Source organism: Nostoc sp. DSM 114167, assembly GCF_052692655.1.
In genome coordinates, this window is the sequence record NZ_CP195116.1 from 5,332,116 (window position 1) to 5,348,907 (window position 16,792).

General features: G+C 42.6%; 11 protein-coding genes. 2 read left to right on the forward strand and 9 right to left on the reverse strand.

All coding sequences use genetic code 11. From position 1 onward, the window contains the following. Positions 1-32: 32 nt before the first annotated feature. The gene (locus NSTC731_RS22780; RefSeq protein WP_322694729.1) at positions 33-464 is read left to right on the forward strand and encodes a hypothetical protein; all 432 of its coding nucleotides are present in this window, start codon (positions 33-35) and stop codon (positions 462-464) included. 42 nt (positions 465-506) lie between these two features. Here NSTC731_RS22780 and NSTC731_RS22785 read toward each other — a convergent pair whose 3' ends face one another. From NSTC731_RS22785 to petB, 6 genes are all read right to left on the reverse strand, one after another. Beyond that, positions 507-878 carry a hypothetical protein gene (locus NSTC731_RS22785; RefSeq protein WP_445626918.1) on the reverse strand — a complete coding sequence of 124 codons (372 nt, stop codon included), beginning with the start codon at positions 876-878 and terminating at the stop codon, positions 507-509. An 84-nt stretch (positions 879-962) separates the two neighbouring features. Then, entirely contained in the window at positions 963-2,144 is a 1,182-nt protein-coding gene (locus NSTC731_RS22790) for a glycosyltransferase (RefSeq protein ID WP_445626919.1), read from the reverse strand. Positions 2,145-2,154: 10 nt separating this feature from the next. Continuing rightward, positions 2,155-3,144: a GDP-mannose 4,6-dehydratase gene (locus NSTC731_RS22795; protein ID WP_445626920.1), complete on the reverse strand. Its 990-nt coding sequence runs from the start codon at positions 3,142-3,144 to the stop codon at positions 2,155-2,157. 518 nt (positions 3,145-3,662) lie between these two features. After that, entirely contained in the window at positions 3,663-4,106 is a 444-nt protein-coding gene (locus NSTC731_RS22800) for an ATP-binding protein (RefSeq protein WP_334720184.1), read from the reverse strand. A 688-nt stretch (positions 4,107-4,794) separates the two neighbouring features. Continuing rightward, complete coding sequence (gene petD / locus NSTC731_RS22805) at positions 4,795-5,277, reverse strand: cytochrome b6-f complex subunit IV (RefSeq protein WP_069068452.1); 483 nt, start codon at positions 5,275-5,277, stop codon at positions 4,795-4,797. Positions 5,278-5,531: 254 nt separating this feature from the next. Then, the gene (petB, locus tag NSTC731_RS22810) at positions 5,532-6,179 is read right to left on the reverse strand and encodes a cytochrome b6 (protein ID WP_322675438.1); all 648 of its coding nucleotides are present in this window, start codon (positions 6,177-6,179) and stop codon (positions 5,532-5,534) included. Positions 6,180-6,587: 408 nt separating this feature from the next. On the opposite strand from petB, the gene ctpA reads away from it, so the two are divergent. After that, complete coding sequence (gene ctpA / locus NSTC731_RS22815) at positions 6,588-7,835, forward strand: carboxyl-terminal processing protease CtpA (RefSeq protein WP_445626921.1); 1,248 nt, start codon at positions 6,588-6,590, stop codon at positions 7,833-7,835. Between the two features lie 330 nt (positions 7,836-8,165). On the opposite strand, the gene NSTC731_RS22820 is transcribed toward ctpA, so the two are convergent. The 3 genes from NSTC731_RS22820 to NSTC731_RS22830 all read right to left on the reverse strand — a co-directional run bounded on the left by NSTC731_RS22820 (position 8,166) and on the right by NSTC731_RS22830 (position 16,619). Further along, on the reverse strand, positions 8,166-14,474 hold the full coding sequence (locus tag NSTC731_RS22820) for an ATP-binding sensor histidine kinase (RefSeq protein ID WP_445626922.1): 6,309 nt from the start codon (positions 14,472-14,474) through the stop codon (positions 8,166-8,168). Between the two features lie 779 nt (positions 14,475-15,253). Then, a complete protein-coding gene (ylqF, locus tag NSTC731_RS22825) occupies positions 15,254-16,135 on the reverse strand; it encodes a ribosome biogenesis GTPase YlqF (protein WP_445626923.1) in 882 nt (293 codons plus the stop codon). A 100-nt stretch (positions 16,136-16,235) separates the two neighbouring features. After that, positions 16,236-16,619 carry a VOC family protein gene (locus NSTC731_RS22830; protein WP_445626924.1) on the reverse strand — a complete coding sequence of 128 codons (384 nt, stop codon included), beginning with the start codon at positions 16,617-16,619 and terminating at the stop codon, positions 16,236-16,238. Positions 16,620-16,792 lie beyond the last annotated feature (173 nt).

Genomic DNA, 16,792 nt, shown 5'->3' on the forward strand with positions numbered 1-16,792 from the left:
TGCTCTAAAAAAAATCTGGAGCATTCATTAAAATGAAGACTCTGAGGCTACTTGCAATTATTCCCACAGCTTTGGCGATGAGTTTGGCTTTCACTGAGGCTAATTTGGCACAGACACCAACAATTCAAATTGGTCGGAATTTCCAACCAGATCCACTGGTTTTGAAGGGAAAGTCTGGGGGAACTGTCAAAAGTAATTGTGGCAATATTACCACTGAACCTAGTCAAGTTATCCAAGTTACAGAGTCACTACCTTATTTACGATTAACAGTAGAGAGTCAAGGAAAGCCAACACTCCTGATCGACGGGCCTGGAGGGCGCTTTTGTGTATTAGCAGATAGTTACTCTGGAGGTAAGTCAGAACTTTCTGGTTATTGGCAGGCAGGAAAATACTCGCTGTATGTGGGCGAACTATCCCAGCAACAGTATACTTACAACCTCTCAATCTCACAAAAAAATAAATAGTCATTAGTCATTTATACTTTGCTAATGACTAACGATCCTTGACTATTCTTCCAGTGATTTAGCGGGAACTTCGACAGCAGTGACATCAATTGTGCCTTCTGGTGTGAAGCGCTGAAAATGACTATTTTGCACTAACAGTAATTCCTTACAATTAGGACATTGCAACTGAGTGTTATTTAAACCTGTAAATTCATATCCACAAACGGGACATCGATCGGCAACCAAGTTGCGTTGCAGCCACCAACGAAAGCCAAAAAAAGCCACAATAGGTGCTAACAACAGTAACCCGAAAATAATTAGCAGTGAATTAACTAACCAACCCAAGCCCACTGATGCCAGCAGCCAAAAAACTGCCAGCAGGGTGAGCCAAGGGCGGAGATTTAAAAGATTCAATTGAAATGACTTAAAGCTCATTTTTAATAAATTTCGTCCTGCTCTCCTTCTAGGATAGCGATTTTAGTCATTAGTTATGAGTTATCGATCGTTTGTCATTTGGACTCAAATGGACTTTATTACTGAGGATAGCAGCATTTTGTGTAAGTGCTGTTGAAAGGCATTGATGCCAAACAGAGCGATCGCCTGTTCTCTTAGCCACTCTCCATCACATCGCTGGTCATTCCCTTGAAGCATTTCTATACAAGCTGCTGCTACAGCATCAGGATTGCGGTGTGGAACTCGCCATCCCAGTTTACCATCTTGCAAGGGGTCAGCGGAGCCATCATCGTCACCAGATAACACCGGCACTCCACAAGCCATTGCTTCTAGATAAACTATGCCAAAGCCTTCTTGCGACGGCATAATATAGGCGTCAGCAAGCCGATAATGTTCCATTAATTCTTCTGTGGCAACGAAACCAGCAAACACGACGCGATCGCTCACACCTAAATATGCAGCAAGTTTAGCTAATCGCGGTTGGTCATCGCCGCGACCAATTACCAAATATTTCACTTCTGGGAAAACTTCAGCGATTTGTGGTAATGCCCGAATGGTGACATCTACACCCTTGTAAATATCTCCTGACCATAACCGCGCTACTGTCATTAACACTTTCGCATCAGTTAAGCCATACTTCTGGATTAATTCTGGTTGTTTGGAGCCAGGAGTAAATTTATCCGCATCAATTGCACAAGGCAGCATCTGTACCATGTTTGGGTTTAGACTATTGGCAACACAAGCGCGATCGCGGCTGTAGCGACTAATTGTCCAAATTCTTTCTGCTGATATCAGGGCACGACGTTCCTGATTTTTCAACGGTTCCCAGACTTCTTTGCCGTAAGTTAGCACGGTGTAAGGAATCCCCAAGGGCTGGCAAAGTGTTTGGATTAATACTGCTAAGTTAATGTGACCGCAGAAAACCTGCTGCGGACGGCTCTGCAACAGACATTTCAGTAAAGCTGCTGCCATTTGCAATCTCCCCAAATAGGGAGACTGATTTTTAAAGTAATGAAATTTTAAGTTCTCGTCTTCAAACGGATTTAAGCTATCAGTACTATCTCGCAGCAAAAAAACTTCTGCTTTGTAGTCTTGACCCAATCCCAAATAGGCGCGAAAAATATCTTTTATATACGATTGAATACCACCTTCGTGAGCAAAAATTTCTAAAAACACAAAGACATGGTTAGTTTGTTTATTAACTTTATTACCTAAATTCAGGTTTTTTGTCACTGTAGTGATTTGCATCTTAGATTATTTACACTTGCGGTAAGGGCGCGATGGCACCGCTTTGTAACCGCTCTAAATCTGTTTTTACCATTTTTTCTAAAAGTTCCTCAAAGCTTACTTGGGGTTCCCAGCCGAGGTTTATTTTAGCTTTACTGGGGTTAGCTACTAGTTGAAAATGCTCATCTTGTCGCAACAAGTTAGTATTTAAAACTACATACTGCTTCCAATCCAAGCCCACAGACTCAAAGGCTGTGGCAACTAAATCTCTCACACTGTGTAGTTTGCCAGTGCCAATCACATATTCTTCTGGCCGATCAATTTGCAACATTAGCCACATTGCCTTTACATAATCACCTGCAAAGCCCCAATCACGTTTGGCATCCAGATTACCCATTTCTAATGTGTCAGTTAAACCCAATTTAATTGATGCAGCTGCCAAAGAAACTTTGCGTGTGACAAACTGAGGTGCGCGTAGAGGAGACTCGTGATTATATAAAATTCCGCTACAGGCAAATAGTCCATAGCGCTGTCTATGATGCACCATCGTCCAGTGAGCGTGCATTTTAGCCGCAGCATAAGGATTTTTGGGACGAAAAGCGGTTTCCTCATCTTGAGGCGAGAGAAATACATCGCCAAACATTTCTGAACTGCTGGCTTGATAAAATCTGGTAGACAAACCAACTTTTCGTACTGCTTCCAAGAGCCTAGTAGCTGTACCAGTTATTAAATCCAAAGTTCCCAATGGGTCGTTCCAGGAGTCGGGTACAAAACTGGGAGCCGCCAAATTGTAAATTTCTTGGGGACGCAGTTGTTCAACTGCGGTCAACAGTGCTGCACTATCCCTCAAGTCAACTGTAAAAATTTCTACTTGATTTGCCAGTATTCCCAGTTTTGTCAAATTAGTTTGTCGATGTGGGGGTACTAATCCGACAACTCGATAACCACGGTTGAGGAGCAAATGGCTGAGATAGTAGCCATCTTGACCAGTAATTCCTGTAATTAGGGCTGTCTTAGTCATAATATTTTGTTCCCCTATTGTGTCTATCTCTTTAATCACGAAATGGCACTTGTTGGAGAACAAACATTAAGACTCTCAACACTGCTGACAAATCTTAACAAAGCAGCTAGTGTAGCTCGAATGCTATTTTTACTATATTCACTAGTTCTTTTTATACAAAAGCTTTACTGAAAACTTTACAAAAAAATCATAATAACGATCGGTAATTTCACGTAAAAAATATATTTCTCCAATTTAAATAACATTGAAAAAGAAGTATACTTTTATCAATCAAATAACAATGTATTTTAACAAAAACCGCTTCTGTTTGAAAGTTTGTAGCTCAAATTGAAGCAAAGTCTTCATTAGCTTGATGACGGCTATATGGAAGTTTTATTTGTTTGCCTCCTATTACAAGAGAGTATTGTAGAGAAGAAAAACCCTCGTTTTTTGTCGAGACTCCTTCCCTACGCCCCACTTTGCTCACAAGCCAAAATTGACATCAGAACTATTCTTTACCTTTAGCCTTGACTTCACTGTTACTTTTGTGCTTCTACAGAGTACTTGACAATGAGTAGGCAATTTCTACCATCCGCACCACGTTCGTATACAACCTTGTCAGCCAACCGCCGGAGGAGAAACCATCCATACCCACCTACTTGCAGAGTACCTGGGGCTGGCTCTGCGATCGCATCAGGATTGAAAGGTTTTCCATAATCCCAAATTCTAATCTCTAGTCGGTCAATCCACAGATAAACGTTAATCTCAATGGTTGTTTCTGGCGGTAAAGCATGATGAGCATGACGAACAGCATTGGTAAAGCCTTCTGCTAATGCTAAATTGAGGCGATCGAGTTGGGTTTTTGACCAGCCAAGTTGAGACAAGTGTTGCAGACAAAATTGCTCAAACCATTCTTGCACTTGGTTTAAGAGCCTGAGTTCGCTCTTAACCGTCAGATGGTCTTGCTGCACTATACTAAGCATTAACTGTGAGTTGAATATAAGTAAACCCAAGTTGCTAGTTATTAAATTCTGCGCTGTTCGCAAAATTTCTCTGACATAAAAAAATCTAAATTGATATATTCTATGTACCAAAATACAAAACATGAATGATTTTGGCATTGACGAGGGTTGTAACTAGCAACTTACGTTAAGTAAGTCAGAAATGTTTGTATTTGTTGACTTTTGATGATTTGAGATTTGGGAATAGCTTTTCTATCCAAAACTGCAAATCCCAGAAGCAATCTGAACGATTGAAGAAGAATACAGAATAAAGAATTCAGAATGGGCTAAACCTTAGCTATCCGCTAACAGAAGGAAATCAGTGAGGGATACACTGCGGGATTTGGCTACAAATCCAACACTATCTTGTTGAGCACTAAAAAAAGCATATTTTAGTGGGGAACTTAAACCCATTTATGCAGACACTATCTATAAGACGCTATGCATAACTTGCTTTCCTGTAAGATACACGGATTCACTTTGGGTGGCGTTATCCGCTTTTTCGTTCACGTTTTAATTCTGTTAGCTCTCTTCGGGGCGTTTAGCCCATTCTGGCTTCTGAATTCTGAATTCTTTACTGTTAAAATTGACGCCTGTTGATTGTTTTCAAAAGCACATCTGCATCTGCTCTTGAAACTCACAGGCGTCAAAGAACTTTGTGGTGACTAATTTAGAATAGTCCCAAGGTCAAAGATTTATCCAATGGCAAAGCAGCACCAATACCCAGCCACAAGGTGACAAGGGTACCAAAGAGGAATACTGTGGTTGCGACTGGACGACGGAAGGGGTTTTGGAACTTATTCACGTTCTCAATAAAGGGAACGAGGATTAGACCTACTGGTACAGAACCCATTGCTAACACTCCTAAAAGTTTGTTAGGAAGCGATCGCAAAATTTGGAAGACTGGATACAAGTACCACTCTGGCAAAATTTCCAATGGTGTGGCGAAAGGATTTGCTGGTTCACCTGTCATTGCGGGATCTAGCACGGCTAGAGCCACAATCGCAGCGAAGGAACCCATGATCACAATTGGAAAGACGTAAAGTAAGTCATTTGGCCAAGCGGGTTCACCATAGTAGTTGTGACCCATGCCTTTAGCGAGTTTGGCTCTTAACTGAGGATCGCTCAGGTCAGGTTTTTTTTGTGTTGACATTTTGAAATGTGCTCTCCTGCTTAAGTTAAATTAAAGCATTTGTGAAAGCTATCAGCTACTAGGCAACCAAAAGGCAGGAAACAGCGTTTCTATATCTACAGTCATCCGCCTGAAGTTTTCTATAGCTTTACGCTCCAGATACAAGTATTGGTTTTTTGGAACTTATGTGCAATTAATTTCTTGTGTTTCATAAGTTTAAAACAAACAACTCGATCTGAAAACTGACAAATGTTGCCTTTCACTAATAGCTGAGATTACAAAGGCCCGGAAATGCCTTGCTTGCGGATCATTAAGAAGTGAAACAGCATGAATACTGCAATCAACCAAGGCAGTACAAATGTGTGTGCGCTGTAGTAACGAGTTAGTGTTGCTTGACCAACACTGGAACCACCGCGCAATAGGTCGGAAATCAGAACTCCAACCACAGGAATTGCTTCTGGTACGCCGCTAACGATTTTCACAGCCCAGTAGCCAACTTGATCCCAAGGTAGAGAATAGCCGGTAACTCCGAAGGAAACGGTAATCACAGCAAGGATCACACCACTTACCCAGGTCAATTCGCGGGGCTTTTTGAAACCACCAGTGAGATAAACCCGGAAGACGTGCAAAATCATCATCAACACCATCATGCTGGCAGACCAGCGATGGATGGAGCGAATTAGCCAACCGAAGTTTACGTCAGTCATGATGTACTGGACTGAGGAAAAAGCTTCAGTAACTGTTGGTCTGTAGTAGAACGTCATGGCAAATCCAGTAGCAAACTGGATGAGAAAACAAACCAAGGTAATTCCACCCAGGCAGTAAAAGATGTTGACGTGGGGAGGGACGTACTTGCTAGTAACGTCTTCGGCGAGTGCCTGAATTTCCAGGCGTTCCTCAAACCAGTCGTAAACGTTAGCCATACAATCTCAAGTTCCTAAAAGTCGGTTGCGGTTGATAAATCCCGAAGTTCTGAATCGGCAGAAGCCTTCGCTCAGACTTCTCTCCCAATTAACAATTTTGGGATTTTAGTAAAGAGGAGTTTTTTTTCTTTGCTTTTTAGCTTTCAGTGTGCTAAGAGACTTCAGAAACTTTACACTCTGTAAAGATGGAATATATTGCGATCTCTTTACGCCCCTACACACAAAATGGTGGACACAAAGTAGATTTTATCCTTTGGTGAGTGGATACGATGCATCAGTTGACTGAACAACTTGATGAGAAAAATGCACCACTTCTATAAAAAAAGTAACATAATCGAGAGATAGATTTCATCAACAACAGAGGAAGTGGGCATTATCTAGGCAATTTGGGTTGAGGTGGAATTGATAATGGGGTTCATGAATAAACAAGTCTTTCGGGTTGGATTTTCATTGTTAATGGCGGTTTGCTTGGCGTTGGGTACGCTCACTCAGCCATCGCTGGCTTTGACTGGAGAACAAAAGCTGGTTTCGGAAGTTTGGCGAATTGTTAATCGTACTTATCTAGATGAGACATTTAATCATCAAAACTGGGCGGCTGTGCGGCAAAAGGTTCTGGAAAAACCACTGCCAGATTCAAATGCCAGTTATGAGGCAATTGGGAAGATGCTCAAGAGCCTCGACGATCCTTTTACCCGCTTTTTAGATCCAGAACAGTACCGCAGCTTGCAGGTCAATACTTCTGGGGAACTGACTGGGGTAGGATTGCAAATTGCCTTGAATTCTGAGAATGGGAAGTTAGAAGTAGTGGCTCCTATCGCCGGTTCACCGGCAGATAAAGCGGGGATTCGACCACGCGATCGCATTCTCAAAATTGAAGGTGTTTCCACAGAAAATCTCACCCTTGATGAAGCTGCTACCAGAATGCGCGGACCCAGTGGCAGCCTTGTGACTCTCGTAATCGAACGGGACGGAGAAGCAGAAACGGAAATTAGACTGACACGCGATCGCATTGCCCTTAACCCTGTGGTTTCAGATTTGCGTGTTTCTGCTGAGGGTACACCCATTGGCTACCTACGTCTTACACAATTTAATGCCAACGCTTCAACAGAGTTGGCACACGCTATTTCTAGTCTAGAAAAAAAAGGCGCTGCTGCCTACATTCTAGATTTACGAAATAATCCTGGGGGATTATTGCAATCAGGAATTGAAATTGCCCGTCTCTGGTTAGATTCTGGCACTATTGTTTACACTGTTAACCGACAAGGTATTCAAGGTAGTTTTGAAGCCTTTGGGCCAGCCCTGACGAAAGATCCTCTGGTGATTTTGGTAAATCAAGGAACTGCCAGTGCCAGTGAGATTCTTGCTGGCGCACTCCAAGATAACGGTCGTGCCCAGTTGGTAGGCGAAACTACCTTTGGCAAGGGATTAATTCAATCCTTGTTTGAATTATCAGATGGTTCGGGTTTAGCAGTCACAATTGCTAAGTATGAAACTCCTGAACACCGGGATATTAACAAACTAGGTATTAAGCCAGATAAAGTTATTTCCCAACCAGCCATTAACCGCGAAGAAATTGGTACTGAAGCGGATCTGCAATATCAAGCCGCTGTGGAACTTTTGAAGAAAAACTCTGTGGTAGCTGCTGGAAAAGCGTAAAAAGTTTGGAGTTAGGAATTTGCCTTCCTGGGGTCGCAATCCAATACTTTTCGGGTAAAGCATTTTTAACTCGGAATCGGGTTTGGGGAAAAGGGTACTGGGTTTGGGTTAAAGGTTTTTTCTTTCCCTTTTCCCTCGCCCCTTATCCCCTTCTTGGGGCCCCACCTTCCCCTTTTCCCCAAAACCTGAGAAGTATTGGGTCGCAATCTTGTCAGTCCTTTTTCGTTTATGCCAACAATGGTAGCTGAATCACAAATTCAGTTCCTTCGCCAAGTTTAGAATTCACTTGGATCGCTTTGCCATGTTTTTCTAGAATAATTTGACTAAAAATTATACTGGAATTTCAATGATAAATTCTGTTCCCTGACCCAGAACTGAGTTAAAATGCAATTTTCCGTTGTGGGTTTCTTCGACGATTTGTCGAGCGATCGCAAGTCCTAATCCTGTGCCTTTACCGACAGCTTTTGTCGTAAATAAATGGTCAAACATTTTTTGTTTTACTTCTTCCTCTATACCCTTACCATTATCAGCAATTGTAATTTTAACTAAATTATTTTCTACTGTAGTGGTAATTGTAATGCTGTTTGGATTTGCTTTAATTTCGTCAAAGCTTCGACCAATATTCGATTCCTCCAAGGCATCAATAGCATTTGCTAATAGATTCATAAATACTTGATTTAGTTGTCCAGGGAAACACTCAATTTGAGGTAAAGTGGCGTATTCAGTTATCACTTCAATTGCTGGACGTTGCTCGTTAGCCTTGAGACGATGTTTCAAAATTAAAATCGTGCTATCGATGCCTTGGTGAATATTAAATGGTACTTTATAATCTTTATCGGCACGCGAGAAAGTTCGTAAACTGGTGCTGATATTTTTCAGGCGATCGCACGCCATCGACATGGCATCAATCATCTTAGGCAAGTCTTCTAAGCTATAATCCAAGTCGATTTCTTCGGCATGGTCTTGGATTTCATCACTTGCATTGGGTAAGCTTGATTGATACAGTTTTAAGTGTTCAATTACATCAGTAAGGGTAGGTTTAGCTTGTTTAAGACTCGCAGCAATAAAACCGAGAGGATTATTCATTTCGTGAGCGACACCAGCAACTAAATTCCCTAGTGCAGACATTTTCTCACTTTGCACCATTTGTAATTGGGCGTTTTGCAAATCGGTTAGCGCTTGTTCTAAGTCAAATGATTTTTGCTGCAAGGCAAGTTCAGCAAGTTTGCGTTCGGCTTCAAGCCGCGCCCTTTCGCTAATATCTCGCATCACAACTACTGCACCGAGTTTGTTACCTGAAGCATCGAAGATCGCTTGTCCGCTAGCTAATAAAATTCTCCTAGAACCATGCTTCGGCGCAATTACCATTTCCGCATTTTCGACGATTTCTCCTTGCAAGGCGCGAAATAAAGGAATTTCCGTGGTTAATAGAGGTGTTTGACCATCAGGTTGATAGAGATCGAAGTGTTCTGCCCATTGTTCTGCTGGTAATGATTCTACTGGTACACCATGAAATTCACGAGTTGCTTTGTTAAATAGAGTCAATTTGCCACTTGCATCGCAAACAACAATCCCATCGGTAATATTGTGAATGATGGCATTCAAAAACTCTCGTTCTTTGGCTAGAGATAGTTCAGCCTCTTTGCCATTGCTAATATCAATTACTACCCCATCCCAAATGATTGACCCATCGGCTTGTCGCTCTGGCCGAGAAGCAGATTGAATCCATTTTACGGTTCCTGAAGGCAAGATAATCCGCCATTCTTCCTCAAATGGTGTAAGATTTTCAGCTGAGTAGGCGAGCGCTTGGGCAAGAGCCGGGCGATCGTCAGGATGATTCATAGCGTAAAGGCTATGCGTCCCTGCCATTACCAACTCTGGCTCTAACTCATATAAGTCGAGACAGCCAGAACTAACGTAGGGTGTTGAAGTTGAACCATCCACCTCCAAACGGAATTGGTACACCATCCCAGGAATATTATTTGCCAAATTTTGGAAGCGGATTTCACTAGCTTGCAATTTTGCTAGAGATTGTGCCAACTGTTGCGCATAGTTCTGAGAATTTTGGTAAATTCGGGCATTTTCCAGAGAAATTGCGGCTTGGGCACAAAGTAAGTTCAGCAGTTCGACGCGATCGCTTGTAAAGGCTCCGGTTGCCAAATTATTTTCCAGATACAATATGCCCAACAACTTACCCTGATTCAAAATCGGGCTGCACAAGATACTCTTGGGTTGCTGTTGCTGAATATACGGATCGTTAATTAATTGCGGATGCACCGTGGCATCAGTAATTACTGCTGGTTGTAAATTGCGTTTGACGTTATTAATTAAGCCAACTGGTACATCAACTGAGTCTTCAACAGGCTGTGGGTTGAATAACATCGGGTAAAAATCAACTTTGGCAGCTTGGTTCTGTAGACTGCTCAGGGAAAGTTGTGCTAAAGCCTGAACTAGCAACCGCTCTGATTGCAAAAGCATGAATACACATTTATCGGCTCCAGCATTTTCAATGACGATATGCAGCAAAGCTGAAAGCAGTTTTTCGAGTTCGATTTCCCGAGAAAGAGTTTGGGAAGCTTTGAGAATGGTAGCTAAATCTAAAGCAACAGAGACGCTGCTACTATTGGAAGTGGCGGAACTGGTGGAGGTGAGACTCTCCAAGGTGAAAATAGTTTCGTTAGTTGAGAGGGGAAAACGGGTTTGCTCTAAGATGGGGGCGAGGAGTTGGGGATAGCGTCGTTCCAAGTCAGCGACTTTTGCTTTAGCGCCCCAACGAGCATAGCCATAGTAGGCTTGGGTCATATATGACTGAGCAATGCGCTCTTTGTGCCAATTCAGGTAGAATTTAGCTGCCAGTTCATTGGCGAGTGCTTCTTCTTGAGTGTAGCCGTGTTCTTTGGCTAGAGTTATGGCGCGATCGTACAAATCTATTGCCTCTGATTTCTGCCCTAAGACTCGGTATCGGTCGGCTTCAACTAAATAAAATTTGTGCAGGTAATTTTCTGGAGCATGGTCAGCCCACTTTTGCATTTTTTCCTGATTTTTAGCCACCCGTTGCAGAATGTTTTGCTGTTGTGCCTCACAAACCTGAGAATAGATTGCCAGATGGGCTAGAGAATCATAGGTGTAGCAGAGCGGAACTATGAATAAGCCTGTAGCACCACCCGTATAGTTTTCGGCGGCGATCGCCGCTGACACCGCCAACTCAAACTTGCCAAACATGTAACACAGACCAAGTTGGTTGGCATAGAAATAATACAGCGCAGTTTGATCGCCCGAACGCTCGAGAGCTGGCACAATTTCCTCTCGATTAAAGGCATTTCCAGTCAGCTGCCAAGGTTCAGCAGAATCGCCAAGCATATTCAAAATTGGTTGCTGAAAAACGGTCAGATGGCTGGTAAGACCTTCTTGGTTGAGCTGCCCAAGCTGATCTCGGAAGGCAGCGCTCTCTCGGTTGAGATCGCTTAATTCTCTGCCTATAAACCAACAATATGAGATGTAAATGAATCCGCAAATAGCAGCCGATTCTAAATCTCCCGTTTCTAATCCAACTTCATAGCCTTCCCGGAGAAACGGTAAGGAGTTCTTGAGCGGCTCTTTCCAATGCCACACGCAACAGTAAATTCCGACATAGACTCTGGATTTCAGTTCTTTGGCATTGAAATGTTCCAGCAACAAGTGTGCTAATTGTGCAAACTCATACCCAAAGTCAATCTCTCCCGTCATCCCACAAAGTATCATTCCATAGTAGCCATAGCCAATTGCCGAAAATGAGCTATTGCCATATTGAACGGATAAATTCACCTGTTCGACGACAATAAACGGTAACAGCGCTGGAGTGACAACAAAAGCAGCAGAAGTAACAGCGGCGAGAATCCGTACAACTGCTAACTTGTTAGGGTCTGACATTTGGGGCAAATTGATTAAATCCAGCGGTTGCCTTCCAGCCAAAATCGATTTAGTCGTCTCGAATGCTTTAGCAATATCTGATTGACTGGGTTGTTTGGGAAAACTCGTTCCTAGACGCTCTACAATCTTCAGAGCAATCTCCACTGCCTCTATAAATTGATGTTGGGCTTGAGCAGCTTGAATTTGAACTTCATAGACCTTGACCGTATCCAACAGATTTCTAGAGTGTTCTATTATGACTGCGGCCAATTGTGTCATCTGTTCAAAGTTGCCGCTCAGGTAAGCGGCTTCAGTGGCAGCTTCATAGAGGGCTAAGGTTAACTCATACTGCGTTTGCCACATATCTTCAGCTAACAAAGCGATGCCTGTAGTGCAATACTCAGATGCGGCTGTATAGGCAGTTGTGGCTCTGGCTTTTTGTCCAGCTTTCAGATTGAGGTGGGCGAGTTCTATTTGCTTAGATAGCTCGACAATTAGGGATTTGCCGATATTAAGTTGGTTAACGATTTCAAATAATTTTTCGTCTTGTTTGCTAACAGGTGTATGAGTCAGTAATAGTTGCCCAATTGTGAGGTGAGCGATCTGTTTTTGTTCGTCTGGAATCAGGAAATAAGCAGCTTGCTGGACGCGATCGTGCAAGAATTTGTAAACCGTCATTTGTCCTTTGTCACTTGTCATTTGCAAATGACCGATCGCCAATGAGGAATTCTGATAAAATTTGTAAATTTCATTGGTAGGAATGATAAATCCTTCTTGCAATGCTTTCCACAAGTCTGAAGCGGTTTCTGCTTGCGACTTTTCATAAACGATCGCTAACGTCGCCAAATCGAACTGATTGCCGATACAGGCTGCCAGTTTCAGAACATCTTGAGTGATGTTGGGCAATTTTTGAAGTTGTTGTGCCATAAATTCCACCACATCATCAGTTAGAGCAAGCGATCGCACTTGTGCTACATCACACTGCCAAAAACCTGCCTCCCAATTAAAGCTAATCAGCCCATCCTCATGTAGCGCTTTCAAAAACTGAGTTGTGAAAAAGGGATTGCCTTTGGCTTTTTGATAAACCAACTCTGTCAATGGCAGTGCCTGTTTTGTTGCACAACTAAGCGAGTCGGCGATCAAATGGTTCACATCTGCTTGACTCAAGGGAGCTAGGTTCAAGGTTTTGATGCTAGAAGAAGTTTTTTCAATTTCATCTAGCGTCAACATCAGTGGATGAGCCGCAAACACCTCGTTATTGCGGTATGCGCCAATAATGAATAGATGGCTGCAATCGCTTTGAGCCATCAACAACTTCAGCAAATTCAGCGATGCCGAATCTGCCCACTGCAAGTCATCCAGAAATATTACCAACGGATGCTCTCTGGTCGCGAACACCTGAATGAACTTTTGGAACAGCAGATTGAAACGGTGTTGTGCCGCACCGCCTGATAGTTCAGCGATCTCCGGCTGTTTGCCGATCAGCTGCTCCAGTTCAGGAATCACCTCGATCAGGATTTGCCCGTTCTCTCCAACTGCCGCTAAAATCTTGCTCTGCCATTGCTCCAGTTGAGTATCGCTTTCTTTAAGCAACTGTCCCATCAAATCGCGAAAGGCTTGTACAAAAGCAGACAGAGGAATGTTGCGGTTGAACTGGTCGTATTTGCCCTTGATGAAGTAGCCGTTCCAGCGCACAATCGGTTTATGCACTTCATTGACGACTGCGGTTTTGCCAATACCAGAAAAACCTGCCACTAGCATCAGTTGAGAGCCACCATTGGCCACATCACCAAATGCTTCTAATAAGGTCTTTACCTCCGATTCCCGCCCGTAGAGTTTTTCGGGTATGAGAAAGCGATCGCTAATATCTCGCTGTCCTAAATCAAACCAGGTGTGTTTGCCTGTTTCTCGCCACTGTTCTAAGCAGGTAACAACGTCATGTTTAAGTCCTAGCGCGCTTTGATAGCGGTCTTCAGCGTTCTTCGCCATCAGTTTGCGGACAATTTCGCCCAGCATCAAGGGCAATTTGGGGTTGAAATCGCACAGGGAGGGTGGAAGTTTCGCAATGTGGTAATGCACCAACTCCATCGGTTCATAGGACTCAAAGGGCAATTTTCCACTCAGTAATTCAAAGAAAGTCACGCCTAAAGAATAGAAGTCACTGCGGTAGTCAATGCCTCTGTTCATCCGTCCGGTTTGCTCTGGCGACAGATAGGCTAGCGTTCCCTCTAGTCCATTGAGGCTCTGAAGTTCCTGGGTTTCTCGTGGTAAGAGCGAGGCAATACTAAAGTCAATCAGCTTGATTTGGTTCGTGTCAGGGTGAATCAAGATGTTGGCTGGCTTGATGTCTTTGTGAATGACGCGCTGTTGATGTAACTGGTGTAAAGTGTCTAGTAGTTGCAAAGCAATGGGTAAGAATTGCTCTAATGTCAGTGTTTTTCCTTGAGTATATTGCCGCAGCGAAACACCACCAAAGTCTTCCATGACTAGGGCATAGCCATTATGATGGGCTTCTAGGCTGTAGGGTTTAATAATGCCAGGAATATCTAGGTTTTTAGCGATCGCATATTGGTTGCGAAACTGGACTAATTCGCTAAAAGTTGGGTATTTTCGTTTTAAGAGTTTGATGACAACTGGTAGGCGATCGCATTCTCGAATTGCCCGATACACTTGAGTACGAGAACCTGAATAAAGTTGCTCAATGATTTGGCAGCCAGCAGTCCTTAAAGTTCCATCAACTTTTGCGCTCATAAATTTTTACGAAAATCTCTTTATACTAGTGTTATAATTCCCGCTACCATAAATTGGGTAACAACCATTAGAAAAGTTACATTGGTATAGGGCACTGGAGCCAAGAGTAGGAATGCAAACACCTTTATGTAGGTGTGGGGAACGCATTTTGATGATTTCCCAAAGTAGTATCAAAACTCCGTTAAAGAGTTTTTGACCTGACAAAGAAAGGCATGAGGCAACATTAAAAAAGTATTAAGAAACTTCCAAATAAAAATATCTCAAAACTGACGCCAAACTTCTTTCTATTTCTTCTCTTTTTGTGTTCTCTGCGCTTGGAGTGGTAGCCTGCGGCTTCGCCTTTGGCGTTCTCGTAGAGTAGCCGCTTTTCTACGAACGCGAACGGCGTGTCGCAGACAGACGCTTTGCATAGCTTGCTTCTTTGTAAGAGTATGCGTCTACGTTTATTTGGATAATTTATTTTTTGGAAATTCCTAATTTAGTTGGTAAGTGGAAATATCTAACGCGCGCGATCGCATTTTTCAGTAACTATGTGCTACTCCCATAAATCATATTGACTGCGCTATTTTAGTTTGGTTTAAGCTCAAAGATTTAGCTTATAAAACTGGTCAAACAATTTATCAAATTATTTATCTTTGCAATTAAAAGGCAAGACGTTATCATTATCGCCTAGTTGTTTGGTGCGCAGCACAACATAGCCGCGCCATTGCTTGTGACACTTGCGTAAGTCCTGTTAAAAATCAAATAGTTTTCCTAATTTTTACTATTTGAATTTAGATTTAATTTGGTGGTAATTCTAAACTCATTTCACCCAACAATCCCTTACGAAAATCTGTTAAAAGTTGCCTTGCTGTTCGCTCTACATCACCTTTGTAACGATGCTCTGCCAAGGCGTGTAAATAGGTATCTCCGGTGTCTGATGTGGAATCGAGTTGGTAACGAGATTGTAATGGTTTTTTTGGTAATAAATCTCCTGCTACAGCTTCTAAATAGTTGAGTAAATCCACTAAGGCTGCTGCTACTAGCTGGTTATCGTAAGATGCTTCACCGATATCATCACAAATAGCTAATTTCAAGGCTGCGTCTTGGTCTTCTAATCTTAAAGGGATGACACCAGGAGCATCTAGCAATTCTAATTGTTCGGAAATTCGCACCCAGCGTAGTTGACGAGTTACCCCAGGACGAGCTGCACTTTCCACAACTCGCTTTCCCAATAAGCGGTTAATTAAAGCTGATTTACCGACATTGGGAAAACCAATCACCACAGCCCGCACTGGACGGGGTAACATCCCGCGATCGCTTCTTCTTTGATTGAGTTCTACCCCAGCAGCTTGCGCTGCCCGCGCTACTTCTGCTATACCTTTACCATGTTGAGCGTTGGTAAAATAAGGGACTTCTCCTTGACGTTTAAACCAATCGATCCACAGCGATCGCATTTGTGGTGTAATCATATCTACTCGGTTAAGTATCAATACCCGTTTTTTACCTTCTACCCACTCACCTATTTGGGGATGGTGAGTTGCTAAGGGAATCCGAGCATCTCGTACCTCAAACACCACATCTACACGCTTTAGCTGTTCTTTGAGCTTCTTTTCAGCTTTCGCAATGTGACCTGGATACCATTGAATCAGGTTTAATTTATAGTTTTGAGTTATAGCCATTTGTTATTTGTCCTTTGTTATTTGTTCTTTGTCATTTGTCCTACCCTGCGGGAAGCCGCTGGCGCGTCTATGTCCTTTGCAAATGACCAATGACAAATGACTAATGACTCCTTTTAGCAGCTTGATGTAAAATCAGACGATTGCCATCAGGGTCATAGGCATATATTTCTCTGCCGTGGGAAGCAATGGAAATGTCTCCTGGTGGAGGATAGCCCAAAGCAGTTAGGTGAGCGATCGCATCTTCTAAGTTACTCACCTCTAAACACAAACTTATCTTACTTTTGGCGCTCGCTTCAAATTCCGATTCGTTTGTGTTCTTTGGTTTAAAAATACCTAAACGCATACTAACTAAATTAAACTCAGCATAAACATTGGGAATCAAAATAACTGGCTTTTGCTCCAGCAATTTGGTATAGAAATTCACTAACTTCTCAAAATTAACCGATGCTATAGTGACAAATGCGTTAGTGTACTGAAAAACCATATTGGTTTTAAGTTAGTTGATTTTTTTGCTGAAGAAGTGCGATCGCCAATCAAAAAAGATTTTCACTTTTCTAAAGTTCTTACACTCAGCACTTGCGGCGGTGTCGAATCTGGTTTGAGCTTTCAAGGAAGCGTCGATGGTTTCAGCGAATTTGAGTAGAAATAAAATCAAGA